Origin of the sequence: Rhodococcus sp. 105337 (assembly GCF_012844225.1) — a bacterium.
In the GTDB taxonomy this organism is placed as follows: Bacteria; Actinomycetota; Actinomycetes; order Mycobacteriales; family Mycobacteriaceae; genus Rhodococcus.
This window is the reverse complement of record NZ_JABAGQ010000002.1, coordinates 393,309-416,883: the sequence shown is the minus strand read 5'-3', so window position 1 is coordinate 416,883 and position 23,575 is coordinate 393,309. Positions and strand designations below refer to the sequence as shown.

Below are 23,575 nucleotides of genomic sequence, written 5' to 3'. Positions count from 1 at the left end.
CTCGCTAAGCTCGGTCCTCGTGGCTGGCACATGGAAGAAACTAGGCATGCAACTGGGCCGCCTCGCGGCCCAGCAGGGCCCGAAACTGTACAAGCAACTGCAGCAATCCGGAGCGCTGGACAAGGCTCGGACCGCTATCGGTAACGCGGCCGCCGGAACGGCCGCGGGCGGCACGGCAGCGGCTACCCGCGGTCCGGTACCGGGACGGCCGGTGGCGTCGCACAGCGCTCCCACGGCACAGCGCGCCCGGCGAGTCGCGTACTCCCCGGATCTGGACGGCCGTGCCGATCCCGGTGAGATCGTCTGGACCTGGGTTGCCTACGAGGAGGACGCGAGCCAGGGCAAGGACCGGCCGGTCCTCGTCGTGGGCCGCGACGGCCACACGCTGCTGGGCCTGATGCTGTCGTCGAACAGCGACCGCGACGGACATCCGGACTGGGTCGGGATCGGTAAGGGACGCTGGGACCCGGAGGGCCGGCCGAGCTGGATCCGGCTCGATCGCGTGATCGACGTGCCCGAGGACGGCATCCGCCGGGAGGGCGCGATCCTCGAGCGGTCGCGGTTCGAGCAGGTCGCGAGCCGGCTCCGGTCCGACTACAGCTGGCAGTAACCGCCCACAACCGGCGATACCGGCACGAGACGACGCCCGGCGGCCCCGAACCCCGCCGGGCGTCGTCTCGTCAGGCGTCGTCTCGTCAGGCGTCGTCTTGTCAGGAGGGACGCAGTCCCTGCCGTCGGCCGAACAGGAACGCGTAGACGAGTGCGCCGAGCGCACCGCCGATCAGCGGGAAGACGATGAACAACCACAGTTGCCCCAGCGCGCCGTTCTGATAGAACGCGACGGCAAGGCTGCGGGCGGGATTCACCGACGTGTTGTCGATCGGGATCGAGATCAGGTGGATCACCGCGAGCGTGAACCCGATGGCGATTCCGGCGATCGGCACGTCGGCGATTCGGTCGGTGCTCGAGAGCACCACGAACACGAGCAGCGCGGTCAGGAGTATCTCGACGGCCATCGCGGCCCCGATCCCGTACCCGTTTTCGAGGACGCCGCCGAGCGGCCCCCGGATCGCGGACGGACTGTGGGCGCCCCAGCCGTTCGCACCGAGACCGTCCGCCGCACGGTTGTACGACGGGAGCGACGAGGCGATCGCGTAGATCGTCACACCCGCCACCAGACCACCGATGATCTGGGCAATCCAGTAGCCCACCGCGCGTACGGCAGTGACCTGGCCGACGATGAGATGGCCGAGTGTCACCGCCGGGTTCACGTGACAGCCCGAAATCGGGCCGATGGTGTAGACGAGGAACAGCAGCGTCAGGCCGAAGGCCAGCGCGACGCCGAGTTGCCCCACGTAATCACCCGCGAAGACAGCGGTTCCGACCGCCGAGAACACCAGCACGAACGTGCCGATGGCCTCGGCCGCGCACCGTCGGAGATCGGAATAGTCCGTGGGGTCCGCGACTTCCTGCGCCGTTTCGTGTTCGGCTCTGCCGACCGGGCGATCCGGTTCACGGACCCCATAATCCGGTTCTCCGGCAGTTCTCTGCGCGGGATCGGGTAACGGTTCACGGGCAGGGTCGCGTTCGGGTTCCATGAGTTCCCCTCGGAGGTCGTGGTCCCGCACATCCGCCGGACCTACCTACACCGGACACCATCGAATCGTCTTGCCGCAGCGTCGTTCGCTCGTGAGCACACTACGCAAGTCGCGTCACCTCCACAACGACTTCCTGCGCCGCGGCGCTTCCGCCCATGTAAATACCTTTGAGTGGCGGGACGTCTCCGTAATCGCGGCCGATTCCCACCGATACGTGTTGCTCGCCCACGAATCTCGCGTTGGTCGGGTCGTATCCCCACCATCCTCCGGTCCAGGCCTGAATCCACGCGTGGGATTGACCTTCGACGGTCTTGCCGATCTCCGCGTCCGCAACCGGATGGAGATACCCGGAGACGTACTGTGCGGGAATCCCCATGGCCCGCAACAGCAAAAGGGTCAAATGGGCGTAATCCTGACAAACACCCTGCCGTTCCTCGTACGCCTGGATTGCGGAGGTGTGCACGCCGGTCGTTCCCGGGACGTAATCCATCTGTTCGTGCACCCATTGCGCCGCCGCGACCACCGCGTCGACAGGATCGAGCCCCTTTGCGAGGTCACGCGCCGTTTTGGCGAGCGACTTGTCCGCGGGAACGTAGCGGCTCGGCAACAGCAATTCGTCGTATCGGTCTCTGGTGTCGGGTTCGCGGATCACGTCCCACCCCGCGGGTTCCTCCAGCGGATCGAGCGAATCCGTTTCCACAACAGACAAACCGGTCACTTCGAGCGAAGTGTGCGGCGCATGGAGATCGAACGCAGTCACGCCGCTTCCCCAGTAGTCCGTGTACCGATAGGACCGCGTCGCGGGAGTCGTCTCGACGCGGCTGAGAATCACCGTCTGACGGTTGTCGGACCGCGGCGTCAGACGCGCCTCGTTGTACGACGCCGTGACCGGCCCCGCGTACTCGTAGCCGGTCTTGTGGACCACGCGCATACGCCAGCTCACAGTTCTCCCTCCAGAAGCATGTCGTCTTCACCGTCGTTGCGAGCGGAACTCCACGCCACCCAGGGCGCCGCATGGAAGTACTGGAGTGCGATCGCCTCACCGACCTGCCGGCACATCTCCTGCAGCGCGACAAGCCGTTCGGCGAGTTCCTCGAGAAGTACCCCGGGGCGGATGAACTCGAGTTCGCTGCGGGCACGTCCGAGCAACCGCTGCGCTTCGTTGCGCGCACCGAACCGGTAGTCGGTCTGGTCGTCGAGTTCGGTGAGGCACTGCTCGGCCTGCCGGATGGCAGAAAACACCGAACGCGGAAAAAGCCTGTCCAGCATCATGAATTCGACGATGCGCCCCGCGTCGAGTGCACCGCGATAGGTGCGCAGGTAGGTGTCGTAACCGCCCGCCGACCGCAACACCGTCGCCCAGGTCGGCGACGTGGGACGGTCGCCGGCGCGGGACAGCAGCAGTCGCACGATCATGTCCACGCGTTCGATGGAGCGGCCGAGCAACAGGAACCGGTACCCGTCGTCACGGCACAGCGTGCTGTCGGCCAGGCCCGCGAACATCGCGCCGCGGTCTTCGACGTATCGGAAGAACTCGTGGGGCCCCAGTCGTTTCGCCGCCCGTTCCCGCTCGGCGAGGGCGTTGTAGGTGGTGTTGAGGCACTCCCACATCTCGGTGGAGGTGACTTCGCGCGCGCCGCGCGCATTCTCACGCGCGTGCGAGATGGTGTCGAGGATCGATCCCGCGCCGTCCCGCCCGAACGCGACGATATCGATGACGGTCTGCACGTCGAGTTCACCGTCGGGCGCGCTGAACCCGAGCACCCGCAACAGCTGACGGCACGTGCGGTCGGGGTCCACCGTCGAATCTTCGAGCAGTTGGTGGACCGCGACATCCATGATGCGCGCCGTGTCGTCGGCTCGCTCGACGTAACGTCCGATCCAGAACAGCGACTCCGCATTTCGTGCGAGCATCAGCAGTCCCCCTCATTGTGTTGCTGTTGCTGTTGCTGTTGCTGTTGCTGTTGCGGTTGCTGTTGCTGTTGTTGCTGCTGCTCGGTGGTCAATTCCGGCCCCCGGTCGGGTTGTTTGACCTCGGCCCGCTCCTCGACGAACCCCTCCCCGCCCAGTTCGCTCTCGGTATCCGAACTCCGGCTGGCGAGAACCCAGGTGTCCTTGCTTCCACCGCCTTGGCTGGAGTTGACCACCAGCGACCCCTCGGGCAGCGCGACACGCGTCAATCCGCCCGGAAGAATCCAGATGTCCTCACCATCGTTGACCGCGAACGGACGCAGGTCGGCGTGGCGGGGAGCCAATGTGTCACCGGCCCTGGTCGGGACGGTGGACAACTGCACGACCGGCTGAGCGATCCAGGCGCGGGGGTTCGCCCGGATCTTGCGGGCCATGGTCTTCAGTTCGGTGGCCGAGGCGTCGGGCCCGAACACGATGCCGTATCCACCCGAGCCTTCCACCGGCTTGATGACGAGTTCGTCGATCCGGTCGAGAACCTCTTCCCGTTCTTCGTCGAGCCAGCAACGCAGGGTGTCGACGTTGGGCAGGAGGGGCTTTTCACCGAGGTAGTAGTCGATGATGTCCGGTACGTACGTGTAGACGAGTTTGTCGTCTCCGACGCCGTTGCCGACCGCGCTCGAGATGACCACGTTGCCGGCTCGTGCCGCATTGAGCAGGCCGGCGACACCGAGCACCGAATCGGGGCGGAACTGGAGCGGATCGAGGAAATCGTCGTCGATGCGGCGGTAGATGACATCGACCTGCTGCTCACCTTCCGTGGTGCGCATGTAGACGATGTTGTCCCGGCAGAACAGGTCACGCCCCTCGACGAGTTCGACGCCCATCTGCCGCGCCAGAAGCGAGTGCTCGAAGTACGCCGCGTTCGCCAGACCCGGAGTGAGAACGACCACCGTGGGGTCGGCAGCGTTCGGCGCAGCCGCCGCTCGGAGCGCTCGCAACAGGTGCAGTGCGTAGTCACCGACGGGACGCACCTTGTGCTGGACGAACAGGTCGGGAGCGACGCGAGCCATGACCCGCCGGTTCTCCATGACGTACGACACACCGGACGGTGAGCGGAGGTTGTCCTCGAGTACCCGGAAGGTGCCTTTCTCGTCGCGGATCAGGTCGATTCCGGCAACGTGGATGCGCACTCCGTTCGGCGGGACGATGCCCGCGGCCTGCCGGTGGAAGTGGTCACACGAGGTGACGAGCCGCTTCGGAATGACGCGGTCCCGCAGGATGCTCTGCTCGCCGTAGATGTCGGCGAGGAACAACTCGAGCGCCCGCACCCGCTGCCGGATGCCTTTCTCGAGCCGGTTCCACTCGGCGGCGGCGATCAGGCGCGGCACCATGTCCAGCGGAAAGGGCCGCTCCTGGCCCGACAGCGAGAAGGTCACACCCTGGTCGGTGAACGCCCGGCCGACCGCGTCGGTGCGCGCGGCGAGATCCTCGGGTCCCTTCGACTCGAGGATCTGATGCAGGCGGCGATACGGCGCCCGGACCTTGCCGTCCGCGTCGAACATCTCGTCGTACGCCAGGCGATCGGGATTTCTCGCGTAACCGTCGAAAACGTCGGGGTTTTTCCTGCGGTGCCTGGCCGGGGACGCGCCCGGCGCAGTAGGGGTACGGCGACTCATGCCGGAATCGTTCTATATGGGAAGGGGTTGTGCACAATCCGACATCGAACTGTCTCGCCGGGGAAACACAGCGGACATCACGCTCGCGCCGGTTTGGGCTTTGCCTGCCTTCTTGGTATCGTTGCCTGTCGGTGCCTAGTGCATCCAGAGCTTTCCAACCAGCTACCAGCAACACGACAGGATTCTACGCGTGGCCAACATCAAGTCCCAGGTGAAGCGAATTCGCACCAACGAGCGCAACCGGCTCCGGAACCAGTCGGTGAAGTCGGCGCTCCGTACCGCGATCCGCTCCTTCCGCGAGGCCGCGGCCGCTGGCGACAAGGACAAGGCCACCGAGCTTCTCGTCGCCACCAGCCGCAAGCTCGACAAGGCAGCCAGCGCGGGTGTCATCCACCCCAACCAGGCTGCAAACAAGAAGTCTGCACTGGCCAAGCTCGCCAACTCGCTCTGAACGTAGTTCCGAGGTAGTAGACGCGAGCTCTGCTTCCGAAGGCCGCTCCCCACACCGGGGAGCGGCCTTCGTTGTCTTCCGAGGATCCCGCACCGGTGGCGGCCCGGCCGGAACCGGGCTCGCCCGGTATCAGCCGGCGAGCTGGGCCACGGTACGTACGGCGTACTCGAGTGCGTAGTCGGGGTCGGCGGCCGCACCCTTGACGTCGGCGTTGAGCGCGGCCACCACGCCGAGCGCCGTGCCGATCGAGGCGGGCGCCCAGGCTCGGGCCTGTGCCTGCGCCTTCTTGACCTTCCACGGGGGCATTCCGAGACCGGACGCGAGGGCGAACGGGTCGCCGCGACCGGCCGAACCGACCCGCGCGATGGTATGCACCGCGTCGGCGAGCGCGTCGGCGAGCAGGACATGCGCAACCCCACGGTGCATCGCCCACCGCAGCGCCTCGAGAGCACCGGCCGTATCGCCCGTGACAGCCTTCTCGGCGACATCGAAACCCGTGATCTCCGCCTTGCCGGAGTAGTAGCGCCGCACCGCCGCGGCGTCGATCTTGCCGCCCGTGTCCGCCACCAGCTGACTGCACGCTGCGGCCAATTCCCGCAGATCGGATCCGACGGATTCGATGACCAACTGCTCGACGTCGGACGCGACCCGTACGTCGACCGCCTGGAACTCCTTGTGGACGAAGGCGCGTACCCACGCCGCGCGGTCTCCGGCCTTCGCGGGCGCCGCACAGTCGTGCTCCACCGCACCGCACGAACGCAGACCACCGACCATCGCCTTGGCGCGTCCCCCGCCGTTGTGAACGACGACGAGTGTGACGCCGTCGGGCACGGCGCCCGCGGCGTCGAGGATCAGCGCTGCGGCATCCTTGCCGGCCTCGCCCGCGGACTCGAGGATCACGACCCGGTCCTCGGCGAACAGCGACGGGCTCAGCAACTCGGCAAGTTCGGGAGGTGACGCGTCGCCGGCACGCAACCGCGTCACCGGAAGATCGGTGCCGGCCCCGCTCCGGGCACGCACGGCGGCGACGATCTTCGCAATTGCACGATCGATCAGGAGTTCCTCGTCGCCGAGGAGCAGATGCAAAGGAGAATCGCTCACGGCTCGATGGTGTCACGGCGGTCCGACACCACGGCCAAGGCCCCCGACCCCGCGCGCACCACCGCGACATCGCCGTGCCGGTCGGTGCTGAGCACCCGGGTACCGAGCCTGCGCAGCACGTCGACCGTCTGTGGATGCGGATGGCCGAACGTGTTGTCGCGGCCGGCGCTGATCACCGCGACACGGGGACGCACCGCCGTGAAGAACCGGGCCGGAGTGGTACGCGAGCCGTGGTGCGGCACCTTGAGCACGTCGGCCCGCACGTCGACACCGGCGCGCACCAGCGCGTCGAGGGCCGCCTCCTCCGCGTCGCCCGGCAGCAGAATCCGCCCGACCGGGGTGTCGGCGACCAGCACGAGCGAGAGGTCGTTCTCCGATGCGTAACCCGGTCCCGCGGGAGCGACGACCCGGATTGTCGTCGCACCCGAGACGAGGACCTCGCCGGGATCGGCCTCCCGCATCGGGACTGCGTGCTGTGCGAGGAGATGACCCAGCTCGGCGCCCCCGTCACGGGCTGCGGCGCCCGGACCCACCACCACCGCGCCCACGTCGCGTCCCCGGAGGACACCGGTCACACCCCCGGTGTGGTCCGCGTGCAGGTGCGACACGACGAGCATCGACACCGTGCGGATCCGGAGTTTGCGCAGACAGCGGTCCACGGGTCCGGGCTCGGTCCCCGCGTCGACGACCACCGCCCCTCCCCCGTCCGTCGCGACGATCAGCGCATCGCCCTGGCCCACATCGCAGGCAACGAACACCCACCCCGCGCCCGGCCACGCGGGTTCGAGCAACCGGACCGGTATCCACACCGCCGCCACGGACAGCAGCGCCACTCCGGTGGCGAGCCGGACCCGCCGGTTCCGCGCCGCCGTCCAGGCCAGAACTGCGACGGCACCGGCGGTCACGGCTCCTGCCATCCCGTCCGGAACGGCTACCTCGGCGGACGGCACCGCGGAGGATCGATCTGCGACACCGAGCATCCACCACAGCAACGGCGCAGCGCCGCGCGCGAGCAACTCCCCGGCCGCAGGATGAACCGTCGCGGCCACGGCGACTCCCGATCCGAGCACCGTCAGTGGCGCCACGACCGGAGTGACCAGGATGTTCGCCGCGACGGCGACGAGACTGACGGTGCCGGTCGCGGCGGCGACGATCGGAGCGGTGACCGCGAACGCGGTCGTCGACACCGCCGTGACCTCGGCCATCGCCCGCGGCCACCCGTGTGCACACAGCCGCTCGACCGCGACGGGCGCGAGCACGACGAGGCCCCCGGTCGCCGAGACCGACAGCGCGAAACCGATATCGACGGCGAGATCGGGCACCACCAGGAGCAACACACCCACCGCCGCACACAAGGCGGGAAGTGCTCGGCGTTCGCGGCCCGAGACGAGCGCGAGCAATGCGATCGCGCCCATCGCTGCCGCCCGCACCACGCTGGGCGACGGCCGGACCACGATCACGAACGCGACGAGAGCCACCGCCGCCAAGGCCGTCCCGGTGCGTGGACCGAGTCCCGCCGCACGCACGAGAAGCAGAACCGCACCGAGCACGATGCTCACATTGGCCCCGGACACAGCAGTCAGGTGGGTCAGTCCGGCAACGCGGAAGTCGGCACGCGCCTCGTCCGGCAGCGCCGACGTATCGCCGACGACGAGGCCCGGCAGCAATCCGGCCTGTTCGGGCGACAGCGCGCGTCGGCACGCTTCGGCAAGTCGGTCCCGCACCCCACCGGCCCACGTGTGCCAGGCCGGCGGGGGCGCGACGGCGCGCGGGTGCCCGTCGGCGCGGAGGACGGCAACGCTCGTCCCCGCCCCCTCGAATTCCGACACCCGGACACGCGCGGTAACTCGTTGTCCGGGAAGCAGATCCGACCACCCGTCCGCGGGCGCGAACACCACGACGGCGCCGCCCGTCGCCTGCGTGCCACCTGCGATCGTGGTGTGCCGCAGAACCGCCGGCAGACGAACCTGCGGCTCGCCGCCGAAGGTGGCGCGCCGCACGATCTTCGGATCGTCGGTCGGTTCGAAGGTCGCGCTCACCCATCGCCCGTCCGCCGCCGCCTGCGCCACCGGGTGTGTTTCGGCGAACCACATCCGCACCCCTGCAGCCGCACCGAAACCCACGACGACGGCGCAGACCGCGAGCACGACCGGCACCACCGCGTGGTTACGCCACCTGCCCGGGCCCCGGAGACGAACACCCACAACAAGAACGACAACGGCGATCGCACCCGTCACCAGCACAACGGTCGCCGACGAACCGAGATGCAATCCGGTCGCGGTCGCCACCCACGCGGCCGCGGCGCACGGCACGAGGCGCGCGTCCAGACGCGGAGTGTCGGTCATACGGTGACCAGTTCGCGCAACCGCGCGAGCCGGGCGGGGCCGATCCCGTCGACCTCTCCGAGTTGCTCGACGTCGGCGAACGGTCCGTTCGCCTGCCTGAACGCGACAATCGACGCAGCCGTCACCGGACCCACGCCCGGAAGCGAATCCAGGGTCGCCTCGTCCGCTGCGTTGAGGTCGATCTTCCCCTGCCCCGGCACCCCTCCGGCGTCGCCGTCCGGGCCGTCCCCACCCTGAGGGGCCGCACCCGACACGCCGCTACCGTGCGGGATCGGCTGCGGCGGAGACAGACCCACGACGATCTGATCTCCGTCGGCTATGCGCCGCGCGAGGTTGAGACCTACGAGGTCGGCTCCCGGTGCGACACCGCCTGCGGCGTCGAGCGCGTCGGCGACCCGCGCGCCGGGCGCGGTCGTCACGAGCCCGGGCCGGTGGACAAGACCGACCACACTCACGACAAGGTCGGCCGGTACGTTCTCGGGCTCCGGCACGGGCGGCGGGGCGGGCGCGGTCGCGGTCGCGGTCGCAACCACACTGTCCACCGAAGGCAACGGCGGCACCGGCTCCGGGACGGGCCGGTCGCGCCACACGACCCCGAGGGCGATGACCACCGCGAGCACAGCGACGCCGGCGAGAGCAACGCTTCCGCGGTGCCCGGTTGCCCACCTCGCGGCAGCGATCCGCTCGGTCAGCCGCGACGGATACGGCTCCGGTTCGTCGTATTCTCCGGCCGTGCCGGCGACCTCGTCCGCCTCGCGCATCTCGGCGCCGACGCGACCCGCCGTTCGCGCGATCGCGCCCAGCCTGTTTCTCGCCAGGTCGCCGCCGTCAGTGCTCGCCATGGCGCGACGGTAACGCCGCGGCGGACCCGGAAAATCCGGCCGGCAGCAGGATGATCAGGGCTGGGGATGAACCGGGCACCTGGGGACGAACCCCCGTGCGCTCGGACCCGCGGGGTCAGGCGTGCGCGACGACGACGCCCACCGCACCCGGCCCCACGTGCGCGCCGAGGACCGCGTCGAGTTCGGTGACCGTGACCTCCGCCTCCGGAAGCCGCTCGGACAGTTGCTCGACGAGCTGACCGGCTCGCTCGGGTGCGTCACGGTGGTGCACCGCGACGAGTGCGCCCGGCCCGGCCTCCGCGACGACACCGTCCACGAGTTTGGCCATCGCTTTGGTCATGGTGCGGGTCTTCTCCCGCAGAACCAATTTTCCTTCGACGAGGTGCAGCACCGGTTTCATCGCGAGGGCGGTGCCCAGCAGCGCGGTCGCGGTGCCGATACGGCCGCCGCGGCGCAGATGATCGAGACGGTCGACGACGAGAAGGGTCCTGGCGGACGCGGCGACCTTCTCGGCCCGGTAGAACACCTGGTCGAGGTGCTCGCCTGCCCGCGCAGCCTTCGCCGCGTCGAGCGCCGCGAAACCCAAACCCATTGCCGTGTTGCGGGAATCGACGAGCCGAATCCGCTCGCCCAGCTCGTCGGCGGCGGAGCGCGCGGCGTCCCAGGTTCCGGACAGCAATCGTGAGAGATGGACTGCCACCACACCGTCGCCGTCGCTGTCGGCGAGCGCCGACGCGTACGCCTCGGTCAGTTCCGCGGGCGAGGGGCCCGAGGTGGTCACCGTCGCGAGGTCGTCGGGAAGTGCGTCGACGCCCTCGCGAAGATCCTGTCCGTCCGCGATGACGTGCAACGGCACCACGCGGATGTCGTACCGATCCACCAGTTCCGGATCGAGACAACACGACGAATCGGTCACCACCACGACAGCCACGACGACTACCGTAAGCCGTCCGCGGCGGGTTGCGCATCCCGGTGCGCCATCCGGACAGCGTCCACGACAGCGGCGGCGACGCGGCGATGCGCTTCCCAGCCCCAGTGGATACCGTCCGGATTCGCGTCGCCGGAATGGATGTCGTCGTGGACCGCCTCACCGAGGTCGACGAGCGGAACGGCATTCTGCGATGCCCAACCGGTGATCGCGTGCACCGCGGGACGCCGGCCGCGGTGGACCGAGCGGTACTGCTCGCTGCGGTGCACCGACGGAAGTGTGCCGATGACCGGCAGGTCCGGGCGCACGTACGCCAGCGACTCCCGGATCATCTCGAGGTATTCGACGCTGATGCGCGGCGGCAGGGCGACAGGCCATCCCAGCGGGGAGAGCCGGGGCTGAAGCCACCCGTACGCGGTGCGGGCGACGCGGCGCAACGCCGGCGGACGCACGTACCGCAGTCCTTCCCGCAGGGCGGTGGGCAGCGGCGACGGGAGTGTGTCCATTCCTCCCACGCCGAGCACCACGGCGCCCGCACGCGGAATGGTCGCCCAGACGCGGGGGTCCTGCGTCAGCGCCCACCACGCGTCGCGGGAGGTCCACCCGATACGCGCCACGAGTTCCACATCCCAGCCCAGTTCGGCGGCGACGAGATTCGGCCAGATTCGCGGATCGTCGGCCGGTAGTCCGCCCTTGGGGCCGTAATAGCTCAGGGAGTCGGCGAGCACCAGCAGCGTCGGCCGCCGAGTCGCGGCACCTGCGTCGGTGTCCTCACCGGACACCGGCTCAGAGGACGTCATCGGGTGCCACCACAGCCGACGCGTTCCACACGTCGAGTCGCCAGGACGGCGTGTCACCGTAACCGCTCAACTGCACCCAGCCGGTGTTGCCGAGCCCTCCGAGCACCGGCCAGCGGTCCACGGGCAGGTCCAGCAGCGCTGCGGTGAGCGCCGCGATCAGCCCTCCGTGCGCCACCAGGACGATCGGCTCGTGACCCCACTGCTCGTGCTTGTCGAGCAGTTCCTCCACCAGGGGGACGCTGCGACGGGCGACATCCACGCGGCTTTCGCCCTCCGGCGGCGCCCAGGTCGCGTCGGCCCGCCAGGCACTGCGTGCGCCCGGACCGATCGCGTCGACGTCACTGTGGGTGAGGCCTTGCCACTGCCCGAGGTGGGTCTCACGCAGCCGCGCGTCGATCTCGACGGGAAGGCCCGCGCGGTCGGCGACGGCGACTGCGGTGTCGTACGCACGCCGCAGGTCCGACGAGACGACCGCGAACGGGTTCAGCGCAGCCATCGCGTCGGCGACGGCGGCGGCCTGTTTCCGGCCGAGGTCGGACAGTTCCGTGTCGAGTTGGCCTTGCATTCTCCGGGTCGCGTTGTACCCGGTCTGTCCGTGGCGCAGCAGAATCAGCCGGCGCACCCGCGGCTCGCTCACGCGTTGCCCGTGGGATCGACGTCTTCGGTCGCGGTACCGGTCTCACCGGGCGCCGTCTCGTCCGAGCCGGCCTCGACTGCCGAACGCGGGGTTCCGACGCCCTCGACGGGCACCGTCGGGCAGTCCTTCCACAGGCGCTCGAGCGCGTAGAAGTTGCGTTCCTCCTCGTGCTGGACATGCACCACCACGTCGACGTAGTCGAGAAGCGTCCAGCGGCCTTCGCGGGTTCCCTCGCGGCGGACCGGCTTGTGACCGGCTTCGCGGAGCTTGTCCTCGATGTTGTCCACGATCGCGTTGACCTGGCGTTCGTTCGGCGCGGACGCGATGACGAAGCAGTCGGTGATCACCAACTGCTCCGACACGTCGAGCACCACGACATCGGTTGCCAGTTTCTCGTCGGCCGCCAGGGCCGCGACACGGGCCATCTCGATTGCTTCTGTCGATGCGCTCACTGCGTGCTCTTTCTCTCGGTACTGCTGTCGATGTAATGGTCGTCGGTGCCGGTGCTCGCGTCGGCGGTCGTGCTCTCGCTGTAGAGGCGGCGTTTGCTGATGTACTGCACCACCCCGTCCGGCACGAGGTACCAGACCGGCCGGTTCGCCCGGACCCGCTCCCGGCATTCGGTCGACGAGATCGCCAGGGCAGGGATCTCGATGAGGCTCACGGCCTCGTCCGGTAGGTCGACGAGGTGCGGCGCCAGATGTTCGGTGTGCAGGTCGTACCCGGGTCGCGAGACCCCGACGAAGCGGGCGAGACCGAACAGAGTCTGCCAATTCTGCCACGACAGGATCGACCCGAGCGCGTCCGCACCGGTGATGAAGTACAGCTCCGCACCCGGATACCGGTCGCGGAGGTCGCGCAGCGTGTCGACGGTGTACGTGGGCGTCCCCCGGTCGATGTCCACCCGGCTCACGGTGAATCGCGGGTTCGATGCCGTCGCGACCACCGTCATCAGGTACCGGTCCTCCGCGGGGCTGACGTCCCGTTTCGATTTCTGCCACGGCTGCCCGGTGGGGACGAAGATCACCTCGTCGAGACCGAAGCGTGCCGCGACCTCGCTGGCGGCAACGAGGTGGCCGTGGTGGATCGGGTCGAAGGTGCCGCCCATCACGCCCAGACGTCGCTGAGGCACTACGGGCCGCTCCGATGGCTGATGCACGATGGTTCAGCTTACGGGGTCACACCGGGAGCAGGCCCGCCACCACCGCGGCCAGCTGTTGCGCCGACCGGCACTCGTGCATCGTGATGACCTCCGCGTACGCGCGGGCCGCCGAATCTCCGGAGCCCCATTGGCCGCGCGGCTCGGGATTGAGCCAGTGAGCGTGCCGCGCGACACCGACGAGATGTTCGAGCACATCCAGGTTGGGATTGCGGTAGTTCGTCCGTGCGTCGCCGAGGATGAGCAGCGAACTCCGCCCGGTGAGGCTGTGGGCATGCCGCTCGGCGAAGGTCGCCAGCGCGTTGCCGTAGTCGGAGTGTCCGTCGTAAGTGATCAGGTCTGCCTCGCGCAGCATCCTCGACATCGCGTCACCGAGGTCGGCGCCCGACGAAAAGTAATGGGTCACTTCGTCGGTCGTGTCGATGAAGGCGAACACCCGCACCCGGGAGAACTGTTCGCGCAGCGCGTGCACGAGGAGCAGCGTGAAGTGCGAGAAACCGGACACCGAACCGGAGACGTCGCACAGCACGACCAGTTCCGGCCGGGCCGGTCGTGGCTTGCGGTTGATCAGGTCGATCGGCACGCCGCCGGTGGACATGGACTTTCGCAGTGTGCGGCGCAGGTCGATCGCGCCGGCACGAGACCGGCGACGACGGGCCGCGAGGCGGCTGGCGAGCAGACGCGCGAGGGGCATCACGCTGCGGCGGAGCGCGACCATGTCGGCATCGGAGGCACGGAGGAAGTCGACTTCCTCTGCCAACTTGGGCACACCGTACTTCTCGACGCGTTCGCGGCCGAGGTGTTCCGCGGTGCGCCGCCGCGTCTCCCGTTCGACCATTGCCCGGAAGTCCGCGATTCTCCGCGCCGCGGTCCGCCGGGCGACCTCGGTTTCGTAGTCGCCGTCCGCGCGTGCATCCGGTGCGCTGTTTCCGAGCAGGCCTTCGAGGATCCTGGTGAGCAGCGTCTCCGGAGCCACCTCGCGCAGAGCCTGATACGCCGAGAAGGAGGGTCCGTTGGACGACTTGTACTGCCCGAGTTCCTCCACCATCTGCGCGGTGAGCGCCTCGACGGCGGCCTGCGCTTCGGCGGAGTCGTCGGCGAGCAGTTCGGCGAGCAGTTCGCGGAGCGCGTCGAGGTCGATATCGCCGTCGGGAGTACGCGGAAGGTCGGCGTCGGGTGCGTCGGCGGTGCGGTGCCCGATGGCCGGTGGGAACCATAGGTCGAAGAGCGCGTCGAAGGTCGGCCGGTGAGTGGTGCGGCGCAGCACCGTGCAGGCGAGTCCTTCGCGCAGGGCTTCGCGGTCGAGCAGGTCGATCACGGTCATGACCCGGCCCGCGTCGACCGTTTCCGACGGGCCGACGGCGATGCCTCGGCGGCGCAGCGACTCGACGAATCCCACGAGGTGCCCGGGCAGACCGTGTGGTGCGATCGGCGTCCCCGCACCGGTCTGAAACGCGCCGGCCATGTCAGTTCAGCCGAAGCTCGGCTGCGGCGCGCAGTTGGTCGGATTGGTGCTTGAGCACGACCCCGAGGGTGGTGCGCACGGCCGCGTCGTCGAGTGTGTCGAGCCCGAGTGCGAGCAACGTCCGGCCCCAGTCGATGGTTTCGGCCACCGACGGCACCTTCTTGAGTTGCATGCCGCGCAGCACCCGCACCGTGCGCACGAGTTGCTCGGCGATCGCGTCCGGAAGTTCCGGTACGCGGCTCGCGAGGATCCGGCGTTCGAGGTCGGCGTCGGGGAAATCCAAATGCAGGAACAGACAGCGCCGCTTGAGTGCTTCGGACAGTTCGCGGGTGGCGTTGGAGGTCAGCACGGCGAAGGGCTTACGCGTCGCGACGATCGTGCCGAGTTCGGGGACGGTGACGGCGAAGTCGCTCAGCACCTCGAGCAGCAGACCCTCGATCTCCACGTCCGCCTTGTCGACCTCGTCGATGAGCAGCACCGTCGGATCCTCGCGGCGGATGGCCGTCAGCAGCGGGCGGGAGAGGAGGAACTCTTCCGAGAACACGTCTGCCTTGGTCTCGTCCCACGATTCGCCGGCCGCGGCGTTCGCGCCGGCGGACTGGATCCGCAGAATCTGCTTCGCGTGGTTCCACTCGTAGAGCGCGCGGGATTCGTCGACACCCTCGTAGCACTGCAAGCGAACCAGTTCCGCGCCGGACGTCTGGGCGACGGCCCGCGCGAGTTCGGTCTTGCCGACACCGGCGGGCCCCTCGATGAGCAGCGGCTTGTCGAGCCTGTCGGCGAGGAACACCGCGGTGGCCGTGGCCTTGTCCGCGAGGTAACCGGTCTCCGCCAGGCGATCGATCACTTCCTGGACATCCGCGAAGATCGGCGGGGTGATGGGCAGCGCACGATCCACGCTGAGTCCTTTCGTCGGGCCGGCCGGGTTCAGGCCGGGCGGGTGTGGCCGGCGCCCCACACCACCCATTTGGTGGAGGTCAGCTCCGGCAGGCCCATGGGACCCCGGGCGTGCAGTTTCTGCGTGGAGATTCCGATCTCGGCTCCGAACCCGAACTGCTCACCGTCCGTGAAGGCCGTCGACGCGTTGACCATAACGGCTGCTGCATCGACACGGGCGGTGAACTCCCGGGCCGCCGCGAGATCGGACGTGACGATGGCTTCGGTGTGACCGGTTCCGTACCGATCGATGTGCTCCACGGCCGCATTCAGGTCGTCGACCACCGCGAGCGCAACGTCGAGCGTGAGGTATTCCTGCGCCCAGTCCTCTTCGGTGGCCGGGATCAGACCGGGCAGGTCGCCGTGCACGGTCACGCCGTGCGACTGCAGTGCCTCCAGCAACTGCGGGACGGCGGTGTCGGCGACGGCCTTGTCGACCAGGATCGTCTCCGCCGTGTTGCACACGCTGGGCCGGCGGGTCTTCGCGTTCACCACGATCCTCTCGGCCATCTCGAGGTCGGCGGCGGCGTGGACGTATACGTGGCAGTTACCGACACCGGTCTCGATGGTCGGCACGGTGGCATCCCTGACGACCGCGGCGATCAGACCGGCACCGCCGCGCGGGATGACCACGTCGACGAGCCCGCGGGCCTGGATGAGATGGGTGACCGACGAACGGTCGGCGCTGGGCAGCAGTTGCACCGCGTCGGCCGGCAGTCCCTGTGCTTCGAGCGCGGGGCGCAGCGCGGCGACGAGCGCGGCATTGGAACGTGCCGCCGAGGAGGAACCGCGCAACAACGCCGCGTTGCCCGACTTCAGCGCAAGACCGAACGCGTCGACGGTGACGTTGGGGCGGGCCTCGTAGACCATCCCGACGACGCCGAGCGGCACCCGCACCTGCCGCAATTCGAGTCCGTTGGGCAGCGTCGAACCGCGGACGACTTCGCCGATCGGGTCCGGCAATCCGGCGACCTGCCGCAGCCCCGACGCGATGCCGTCGACGCGTGCGGCCGTGAGCCGCAGCCGGTCGAGGAGAGACTCTTCCGTACCGGCCGCGCGGGCGGCGTCGATGTCTTCGGCGTTGGCGGCGAGCACGGCGTCGGTCGCGGCGAGCACGGCGTCGGCGGCCGCGTGGAGCGCGGCGTCCTTCTCGGCAGTGGTCAGCAACGCAAGACGGCGGGACGCGACGCGGGCGCGGCGGGCCGCGGCATGCACGGCTTCACGGGTGTCTCCGGCGTCGGTCACCACTGAGTCGGGAGTCACGGCAGTCATGTCCACAGCCTAGTCGTGGATACGGGGGCTCCGACAAGCGCGGCGCCCGTCCGGGTCAGCGAAGACCGGTGCCTCGTGCGAGCGCGGTCCGTACGAGCGTGTCGACGAGTTCGCGGTACCCGATCCCGGTGGCTTCCCACATCTTCGGATACATCGAGATCGACGTGAATCCGGGCATCGTGTTGATCTCGTTGATCACCGGCCCGTTGTCCGTGACGAAGAAGTCGACCCGCGACAGGCCCTGGCAATCGAGGGCGCGGAACGCGCGGACGGCCATGTCGCGGATTTCGTCGGAGACGGCGGGGTCGAACTTCGCCGGTACGTCGAACTCGCACACGTCGTCGAGGTACTTGGTGTCGAAGTCGTAGAACGCCTCGTGGTCGCCGGAGGTGTCGGGCATGCGGATCTCCGCGACCACGCTGGCCCGCACGTCTCCGTCGGGGAACTCGAGGACGCCGCACTCGACTTCGCGTCCCACGATGGCGGATTCGACGATGACCTTCGGATCGTGCGCTCGGGCTCTGCCGACGGCAGCGTCGAACGCCGCCCAGTCGGTGACGCGGCTGACGCCGATCGACGATCCGCCGCGGGCCGGCTTGACGAAGACGGGAAGTCCCAGTTGCTGCTTCTGTTCCTCGGTGAGGGTGGCCGTACCCGGCCGCATCACGATCTGGAAGCCGACCGGCAGCCCCTCCGCGGCCAGCAGTTTCTTGGTGAACTCCTTGTCCATTCCGGCTGCGCTCGCGAGCACCCCGGGACCGACGTAGGGCACGTCGGCGAGTTCGAGCAGTCCCTGGATGGTGCCGTCCTCCCCGTAGTGGCCGTGCAGCACCGGGAAGACCACGTCGACCGACGCGAGCACCTTGCCGAATTCCCGCGCGTCGAGGGCGACGATGTCGCCGCTGCGGGTGGGGTCTGCGGTGAGGACCAGCGACGAACCGTTCGCGTCCACGACGGGCAGTTCGCGCCCCGCCTTGGCGAGCCGCGCCGGGTCGGTGTCGCCGAGCACCCAGGACCCGTCGGTCGTGATCCCGATCGGGACGACGTCGTACTGCTCGGGGTCGAGGTTGCTCAGAATACTGCCCGCCGACAGACAGGAGACGGAGTGTTCGTTGCTGCGACCGCCGAAGACGACGGCCACCCGGGTTCGGGGCGTACTCACGGCACAAACCGTACCGGTAAGCCGCGCTGTCTCCCCAGCCGCGTCCCGATCCGCCCGCACGCCCGGCCCGCCGCCCGGGATGTCACAACGAGCCGAGGGCCGCGTGCAGGTCGCTCAGAAGATCGGCGGTGTCTTCGATTCCGCACGACAACCGGATGAAGCCGTCCGGCACGGGATCGCCCCAGCGAGCCCGACGATCCGCAGTGGTGTGGATACCGCCGAAACTCGTCGCCGGGAGAACGAGTTCGGCAGCGTTCACGAACCGATGGACGTCGGGTGCGCTGGGCAGCACGAACGTGACCAAGGGCCCGAATTTCTGCATCTGCGCGGCCGCCACCGGGTGAGCGGGGTCCGAGTCCAGTCCCGGGTATCGCACTCCGGTCACGGCGGGGTGCTCGCTGAGCATCCGGGCGACGGCGAGGGCGTTCGCGCACTGCCGTTCGATCCGCAGCCCCGCCGTTCCGAGACTGCGGTGGGCCAGCCACGTTTCGAACGGCCCGAGCACGGTGCCCGAGTGCAAGCGCTCGCGATCGAGCCGCGGGAGCAGCGCGGCGTCCGAGACCGCCACGTATCCGAACAGAAGATCGCTGTGCCCGCTGAGGGATTTCGTACCGCTGGCGACGACGATGTCCGCCCCGAGAGCGAGTGGGGTCTGCCCGAGCGGAGTGGCGGTGGTGTTGTCGACCAGCAGCAGCGCCCCCGCCGCGCTGCACAACTCGGCGGTGGCCCGTAGATCGACGATGTCGAGGCCGGGGTTCGACGGGGTTTCGGCGAGCACCACCGCCTTGTCTCCGGCACCGGCGAGGATGCTGCGCAGCGTTCCGTCGCCGAACTCGGCAACGGAGAGTTCACGAACCACTGCGCCGTGGCCGGCGAGGAAGTCCTGCGCATAGGCACGCACCTGGTAATAACCGTCGGCGGGCACCACGACGGTCGCACCGGGACGGCTGAACGCTCTCAGCGCGACGGTGATCGCCGACATTCCGGATCCGACGACCCGCGCGGCGACAGCGCCTTCGAGCGTCGCGAGGGCTGTTTCGAGGGCACGCCAGCCGGGGTTGGACGCGCGTGCGTAGGTGTCCACCTCCGCGCTTTCGTCTTCGCCGAGAAGATAGGGCGCGGCGAATACCGGTCCCTGCTGGAGCGGCGAACCCGGCGTGCCTTCGGCGGCAACAGCTTTCACACAACGTGTGGAATCTCCGGTCATGTGCTTATTCCGGCTTGATTCGCCGGCCGAGCAGCAGACCGATCGCGTCGTGCACCGACATCCCCTCGTGGCACACCCGGTGCACCGCGTCGGTGAGGGGCATCTCCACGTCGTAGCTCGCTGCGAGCGCCCGCACCGATGTGCAGGACTTGACGCCTTCGGCGACCTGGCCGTGGGTGGCCTCCTGCGCACTCTCGAGCGACTCTCCTCTGCCGAGGCGTTCACCGAAAGAACGGTTGCGGGACAACGGCGAACTGCATGTCGCGACGAGATCGCCGACTCCCGCGAGGCCGGCGAGGGTGGTGGGCATGGCGCCGAGCGCGACTCCGAGCCTGATGATCTCGGCGAGGCCCCGGGTGATGATGCTCGCAACGGTGTTCTCGCCGAGGCCGACCCCGGCCGCCATGCCGCACGCCAGTGCGATCACGTTCTTGCACGCGCCACCGATCTCACAGCCGATGACGTCGGAGTTGGTGTAGGGGCGGAAATAGCCTGTGGCGCACGATTTCTGGATTTCCAGCGCACGCGTCGAATCGGGGCACGCGATCACCGTTGCGGCAGGCTGCCCCTCCGCGATCTCCGGAGCCAGGTTCGGGCCGGAGAGGACGGCGATGCGGTGCGGGTCGGCTCCCGTGACCTGGCCGATGACCTGGCTCATGCGCATGAGGGTGCCGCTCTCGATCCCCTTCGCGAGGCTGAGCAGGGTGGCGCCGGACCCGATGTCGTCGCGCCACGCCCCCAGGTTGGCGCGCAGGGACTGGCTCGGCACCGCGAGCACCGCGAAGTCGACGCCGTCGAGCGCCACACGATGATCGGTCGTCGCCCTCAAAGACGCGGGGAGCGCGACGCCCGGCAGATAGGCCGGGTTTTCGTGGCGCTCACCGATGGCCTGCGCCACCTCCGCCCGGCGCGCCCAGATCGTCACGTCGGTGCCTGCTTCTGCGAGCACCTTCGCGAAGGCAGTCCCCCACGACCCTGCTCCCAGAACTGCCGCTTTGGTCACAAATCCCCCTCTGTTCCCTCATTCGTTCCGACGCGCTTCCGGCACGCGCGTCACTGCACGCTGTTGCTTTCAGTATCGCCCAGGTGGACGGACGGCACCGCGACCCGCCCTCGCCCGCGACCGGCTGGCACAATCACGCCCATGCCCGCGGTGCACATTCTCGTCCCGGTCAAGGCCCTCGGCCTGGCCAAGTCGAGACTGGCGCATGCCCTCGAACCGGACGCACGCGCCGAACTGGTGCTCGCGATGCTCGAGGACACCCTCGCCGCAGCCCGGAACACCGACGACGCCGTGGTCACCGTGATCACCTCCGACCACCGGGTTGCGGCCGTTGCCCGACGGTCGGGCGCAGCGGTGCTCGCAGATCCCCCGGCCGCGAGCGGTCAGGACCGGCAGGATTCGCTGAACGCGGCCCTGCGATCTGCTGCCGAACACGCCCGGGACGACTCGCCCGGTGTCGATCTCGTCGCGTTGCAGGCAGACCTTCCCTCCTTGCGCCCCCACGAACTGGCCGAGGCACTCGAGGCGGCCCGCGCGACGGGGACCATGATCGTCGCCGACCACACCGGCTCGGGTACCACCGCACTTCTCCACTGCACGTCGCAGCGTCCGCTGCACCCCCGGTTCGGTCCGGACTCCGCGCACCGGCACCTCGAGGCCGGTGCCCTCGCCGTGGAGGCGCACCTGCCCGGCCTGCGACTCGACGTCGACACGATCGACGATCTGGGGGCCGCGGTGCGTCTGGGAGTCGGTGCGGCCACCGCCGCGTTGCTCGACCGGATCGGCTCCGCGCTTCCCTTCCCGTATCCGACCTCCCGCCGGGAGCCTCATACTTCACCGGTTCCTGACACAATGGGACGGTGACCAACGGCGACACCCCCGAGCAGAGCGTCGGCATCGAACAGAGTGCCGGAACCGAGCAAGGTGCCCTCTCCGGCATCACCCGACCGCAGGGACGCGTGGCCACCGCCACCAGCGCCCCACCAGCGGCCATCGACTCCCAGCTGAAGACGAACCGCAACGACGGCCTGCCCCGCGATCGGTACCTCAACCGCGAGTTGAGCTGGCTCGACTTCAATGCCCGGGTACTCGCCTTGGCGGAAGACACTTCTCAGCCGTTGCTCGAGCGCGCCAAGTTCCTCGCGATCTTCGCGTCGAACCTCGACGAGTTCTACATGGTGCGGGTCGCGGGGCTCAAGCGCCGCGCGGAGACCGGACTGTCCGTCCGGTCCGCCGACGGCCTCTCTCCCCGGGCGCAGCTCGCGCTCATCGCGTCGAGCACGCAGGAACTCGCGGGACGGCACGCGCAGGTCTTCCTCGACTCGGTCCTGCCGGCTCTCGAAACCGAGGGTATCTCGATCATCAAATGGGCGGATCTGACCGCCGGCGAACGTGGACGGCTCACGCGGTACTTCGCGGAACAGGTGTTCCCCGTCCTCACGCCGCTCGCCGTCGACCCCGCCCACCCGTTCCCCTACATCAGCGGTTTGAGCCTGAATCTCGCTGTGACGGTGAAGGATTGTGAATCGTCGGGCGAGCATTTCGCGCGAGTCAAGGTGCCCGACAACGTCGATCGTTTCGTCCGGGTCGACCGCGCCGGGTCGCTGCACGGCCTCGCGGCATTCCTGCCGCTCGAAGAGCTCATCGCGGCTCACCTGGACGTGCTGTTCCCGGGCATGGAAATCGTGGAGCACCACGCGTTCCGGGTGACACGCAACGCCGATTTCGAGGTCGAAGAGGACCGCGACGAAGACCTTCTCAAGGCGCTCGAACGGGAACTGGCACGACGACGGTTCGGTTCGCCCGTCCGCCTCGAGGTGTCCGACGACATGACCGAGCACATGCTCGACCTGTTGCTCCGCGAGCTGGATGTAGACCCTGCGGACGTCGTCCAGCTCCCCGGCCTCCTCGACCTGTCGTGCCTGTGGCAGGTCCACGCCGTCGACCGCCCGGATCTGAAGGATGTGCCGTTCGTTCCCGCAACGCATTTCGCCTTCGGGGAGAGGGAGACACCGAAGAGCGTGTTTTCGACGCTGCGCGAGGGGGACGTCCTCGTCCACCATCCGTACGACTCGTTCTCGACGAGCGTTCAGCGGTTCATCGAGCAAGCCGCCGCGGACAGCCAGGTCCTGGCGATCAAGCAGACGCTGTACCGCACCTCCGGTGACTCCCCCATCGTCGACGCACTGGTGACGGCCGCGGAGGCCGGCAAGCAGGTCGTTGCCCTCGTCGAGATCAAGGCGCGTTTCGACGAGCAGGCGAACATCAAGTGGGCGCGAAAACTCGAGCAGGCGGGCGTGCACGTGGTGTACGGCCTGGTGGGACTCAAGACCCACTGCAAGACCTGCCTGGTGGTCCGTCGTGAAGGGTCCACCATCCGCCGCTACTGCCACATCGGCACGGGCAACTACAACCCGAAGACTGCTCGGCTCTACGAGGACGTGGGTCTACTCACCTCGTCGCCGGAGATCGGCGCCGACCTGACCGACCTGTTCAACACCCTCACGGGTTACTCGCGGAAGGCGCAGTACCGCAACCTGCTCGTCGCGCCCCACGGAGTCCGCAGAGGCATCATCGAGCGCATCGACCGGGAGATCGAACACCATGCGGCGGGTCGGCCGACGCGGGTTCGCCTCAAAGCCAATGCCCTCGTCGACGAGCAGGTCATCGACGCCCTCTATCGGGCGTCCTGTGCCGGCGTCCCCGTCGAAATAGTCGTACGCGGCATCTGTGCTCTCAAACCGGGCGTTCCGGGCCTGAGCGAGAACATCACCGTGCGCTCCATCCTCGGCCGGTTCCTCGAGCATTCGCGCATCTTTCACTTCCTCGGCAGCGACGAGTGCTGGATCGGCAGCGCCGACATGATGCACCGCAACCTCGACCGCCGGGTCGAGGTCATGGTGCAGGTGAAAAACCCTCGGCTGGCGCATCAGTTGCAGGACATCTTCGATTCCGCGCTCGATCCGGCCACGCGGTGCTGGACCCTCGAGGCCGACGGCACATGGACGGCTTCCCCCGCGCCGGGCACGGCAGCGCGCGACCACCAGATGGAACTCATGCGCAGCCGCGCATCGTAAGCGGA

General features: G+C 68.7%; 22 protein-coding genes. 4 read left to right on the top strand and 18 right to left on the bottom strand.

Annotated elements, in window-relative coordinates:
- Positions 1 to 19 precede the first annotated feature (19 nt).
- Positions 20 to 610, top strand: a complete 591-nt coding sequence (locus HF886_RS05670) for a type II toxin-antitoxin system PemK/MazF family toxin (protein WP_169620337.1) — start codon at positions 20 to 22, stop codon at positions 608 to 610.
- 100 nt (positions 611 to 710) lie between these two features.
- On the opposite strand, the gene HF886_RS05665 is transcribed toward HF886_RS05670, so the two are convergent.
- From HF886_RS05665 to HF886_RS05650, 4 genes are all read right to left on the bottom strand, one after another.
- Positions 711 to 1,598 (bottom strand): aquaporin, encoded by an 888-nt coding sequence (locus HF886_RS05665; RefSeq protein WP_169620338.1) that lies wholly within the window; start codon positions 1,596 to 1,598, stop codon positions 711 to 713.
- A gap of 100 nt (positions 1,599 to 1,698) precedes the next feature.
- Positions 1,699 to 2,529 carry a transglutaminase family protein gene (locus HF886_RS05660; protein WP_169620400.1) on the bottom strand — a complete coding sequence of 277 codons (831 nt, stop codon included), beginning with the start codon at positions 2,527 to 2,529 and terminating at the stop codon, positions 1,699 to 1,701.
- 8 nt (positions 2,530 to 2,537) lie between these two features.
- The gene (locus tag HF886_RS05655; protein ID WP_169620339.1) at positions 2,538 to 3,512 is read right to left on the bottom strand and encodes an alpha-E domain-containing protein; all 975 of its coding nucleotides are present in this window, start codon (positions 3,510 to 3,512) and stop codon (positions 2,538 to 2,540) included.
- Complete coding sequence (locus HF886_RS05650; RefSeq protein WP_240954907.1) at positions 3,512 to 5,071, bottom strand: circularly permuted type 2 ATP-grasp protein; 1,560 nt, start codon at positions 5,069 to 5,071, stop codon at positions 3,512 to 3,514. Before HF886_RS05650 ends, HF886_RS05655 begins: the two co-directional genes overlap by 1 nt.
- 304 nt (positions 5,072 to 5,375) lie before the next feature.
- On the opposite strand from HF886_RS05650, the gene rpsT reads away from it, so the two are divergent.
- Entirely contained in the window at positions 5,376 to 5,636 is a 261-nt protein-coding gene (rpsT, locus tag HF886_RS05645) for a 30S ribosomal protein S20 (protein ID WP_072699291.1), read from the top strand.
- Between the two features lie 129 nt (positions 5,637 to 5,765).
- On the opposite strand, the gene holA is transcribed toward rpsT, so the two are convergent.
- From holA to HF886_RS05575, 14 genes are all read right to left on the bottom strand, one after another.
- Positions 5,766 to 6,737: a DNA polymerase III subunit delta gene (gene holA, locus HF886_RS05640; protein ID WP_169620341.1), complete on the bottom strand. Its 972-nt coding sequence runs from the start codon at positions 6,735 to 6,737 to the stop codon at positions 5,766 to 5,768.
- Entirely contained in the window at positions 6,734 to 9,082 is a 2,349-nt protein-coding gene (locus HF886_RS05635; RefSeq protein WP_169651759.1) for a ComEC/Rec2 family competence protein, read from the bottom strand. The genes holA and HF886_RS05635 overlap by 4 nt, the downstream gene beginning before the upstream one ends.
- Entirely contained in the window at positions 9,079 to 9,924 is an 846-nt protein-coding gene (locus HF886_RS05630; protein WP_169651758.1) for a ComEA family DNA-binding protein, read from the bottom strand. Before HF886_RS05630 ends, HF886_RS05635 begins: the two co-directional genes overlap by 4 nt.
- Positions 9,925 to 10,039: 115 nt before the next feature.
- The gene (locus HF886_RS05625; RefSeq protein ID WP_169651757.1) at positions 10,040 to 10,855 is read right to left on the bottom strand and encodes a DegV family protein; all 816 of its coding nucleotides are present in this window, start codon (positions 10,853 to 10,855) and stop codon (positions 10,040 to 10,042) included.
- Between the two features lie 5 nt (positions 10,856 to 10,860).
- Complete coding sequence (gene octT / locus HF886_RS05620; protein ID WP_169651756.1) at positions 10,861 to 11,652, bottom strand: diglucosylglycerate octanoyltransferase; 792 nt, start codon at positions 11,650 to 11,652, stop codon at positions 10,861 to 10,863.
- Complete coding sequence (locus HF886_RS05615) at positions 11,639 to 12,289, bottom strand: histidine phosphatase family protein (RefSeq protein WP_169620346.1); 651 nt, start codon at positions 12,287 to 12,289, stop codon at positions 11,639 to 11,641. The genes octT and HF886_RS05615 overlap by 14 nt, the downstream gene beginning before the upstream one ends.
- The gene (rsfS, locus tag HF886_RS05610; protein WP_169651755.1) at positions 12,286 to 12,741 is read right to left on the bottom strand and encodes a ribosome silencing factor; all 456 of its coding nucleotides are present in this window, start codon (positions 12,739 to 12,741) and stop codon (positions 12,286 to 12,288) included. Before rsfS ends, HF886_RS05615 begins: the two co-directional genes overlap by 4 nt.
- The gene (gene nadD, locus HF886_RS05605) at positions 12,738 to 13,397 is read right to left on the bottom strand and encodes a nicotinate-nucleotide adenylyltransferase (protein ID WP_169620401.1); all 660 of its coding nucleotides are present in this window, start codon (positions 13,395 to 13,397) and stop codon (positions 12,738 to 12,740) included. Before nadD ends, rsfS begins: the two co-directional genes overlap by 4 nt.
- 70 nt (positions 13,398 to 13,467) lie before the next feature.
- Positions 13,468 to 14,913, bottom strand: coding sequence for a VWA domain-containing protein (locus HF886_RS05600; protein WP_169620348.1), 1,446 nt, complete (start codon positions 14,911 to 14,913; stop codon positions 13,468 to 13,470).
- 1 nt (position 14,914) lies between these two features.
- Positions 14,915 to 15,811 carry a MoxR family ATPase gene (locus HF886_RS05595; protein WP_169620349.1) on the bottom strand — a complete coding sequence of 299 codons (897 nt, stop codon included), beginning with the start codon at positions 15,809 to 15,811 and terminating at the stop codon, positions 14,915 to 14,917.
- Between the two features lie 29 nt (positions 15,812 to 15,840).
- Positions 15,841 to 17,121, bottom strand: a complete 1,281-nt coding sequence (locus HF886_RS05590) for a glutamate-5-semialdehyde dehydrogenase (protein ID WP_169651754.1) — start codon at positions 17,119 to 17,121, stop codon at positions 15,841 to 15,843.
- 55 nt (positions 17,122 to 17,176) lie between these two features.
- A complete protein-coding gene (locus HF886_RS05585; protein WP_169651753.1) occupies positions 17,177 to 18,283 on the bottom strand; it encodes a D-alanine--D-alanine ligase family protein in 1,107 nt (368 codons plus the stop codon).
- 82 nt (positions 18,284 to 18,365) lie between these two features.
- The gene (locus HF886_RS05580; RefSeq protein ID WP_169651752.1) at positions 18,366 to 19,490 is read right to left on the bottom strand and encodes a cystathionine gamma-lyase; all 1,125 of its coding nucleotides are present in this window, start codon (positions 19,488 to 19,490) and stop codon (positions 18,366 to 18,368) included.
- 4 nt (positions 19,491 to 19,494) lie between these two features.
- Positions 19,495 to 20,493, bottom strand: a complete 999-nt coding sequence (locus HF886_RS05575) for an NAD(P)H-dependent glycerol-3-phosphate dehydrogenase (protein ID WP_169620353.1) — start codon at positions 20,491 to 20,493, stop codon at positions 19,495 to 19,497.
- Positions 20,494 to 20,634: 141 nt separating this feature from the next.
- On the opposite strand from HF886_RS05575, the gene cofC reads away from it, so the two are divergent.
- Entirely contained in the window at positions 20,635 to 21,357 is a 723-nt protein-coding gene (gene cofC, locus HF886_RS05570; RefSeq protein WP_169620354.1) for a 2-phospho-L-lactate guanylyltransferase, read from the top strand.
- Between the two features lie 32 nt (positions 21,358 to 21,389).
- Positions 21,390 to 23,570, top strand: coding sequence for an RNA degradosome polyphosphate kinase (locus tag HF886_RS05565; protein WP_169651833.1), 2,181 nt, complete (start codon positions 21,390 to 21,392; stop codon positions 23,568 to 23,570).
- Positions 23,571 to 23,575 lie beyond the last annotated feature (5 nt).

Bases quoted from the DNA above. Each gene is read 5' to 3' on its own strand.
- HF886_RS05635 (WP_169651759.1), bottom strand. From the start codon at position 9,082: ATGACCGACACTCCGCGTCTGGACGCGCGCCTCGTGCCGTGCGCCGCG.
- nadD (WP_169620401.1), bottom strand. From the start codon at position 13,397: ATGGGCGGCACCTTCGACCCGATCCACCACGGCCACCTCGTTGCCGCC.
- HF886_RS05590 (WP_169651754.1), bottom strand. From the start codon at position 17,121: ATGACTGCCGTGACTCCCGACTCAGTGGTGACCGACGCCGGAGACACC.
- cofC (WP_169620354.1), top strand. From the start codon at position 20,635: ATGCCCGCGGTGCACATTCTCGTCCCGGTCAAGGCCCTCGGCCTGGCC.
- HF886_RS05650 (WP_240954907.1), bottom strand. From the start codon at position 5,071: ATGTTCGACGCGGACGGCAAGGTCCGGGCGCCGTATCGCCGCCTGCAT.
- HF886_RS05600 (WP_169620348.1), bottom strand. From the start codon at position 14,913: ATGGCCGGCGCGTTTCAGACCGGTGCGGGGACGCCGATCGCACCACAC.
- octT (WP_169651756.1), bottom strand. From the start codon at position 11,652: ATGACGTCCTCTGAGCCGGTGTCCGGTGAGGACACCGACGCAGGTGCC.
- HF886_RS05630 (WP_169651758.1), bottom strand. From the start codon at position 9,924: ATGGCGAGCACTGACGGCGGCGACCTGGCGAGAAACAGGCTGGGCGCG.
- HF886_RS05655 (WP_169620339.1), bottom strand. From the start codon at position 3,512: ATGCTCGCACGAAATGCGGAGTCGCTGTTCTGGATCGGACGTTACGTC.
- HF886_RS05580 (WP_169651752.1), bottom strand. From the start codon at position 19,490: ATGACCGGAGATTCCACACGTTGTGTGAAAGCTGTTGCCGCCGAAGGC.
- HF886_RS05665 (WP_169620338.1), bottom strand. From the start codon at position 1,598: ATGGAACCCGAACGCGACCCTGCCCGTGAACCGTTACCCGATCCCGCG.
- HF886_RS05660 (WP_169620400.1), bottom strand. From the start codon at position 2,529: ATGCGCGTGGTCCACAAGACCGGCTACGAGTACGCGGGGCCGGTCACG.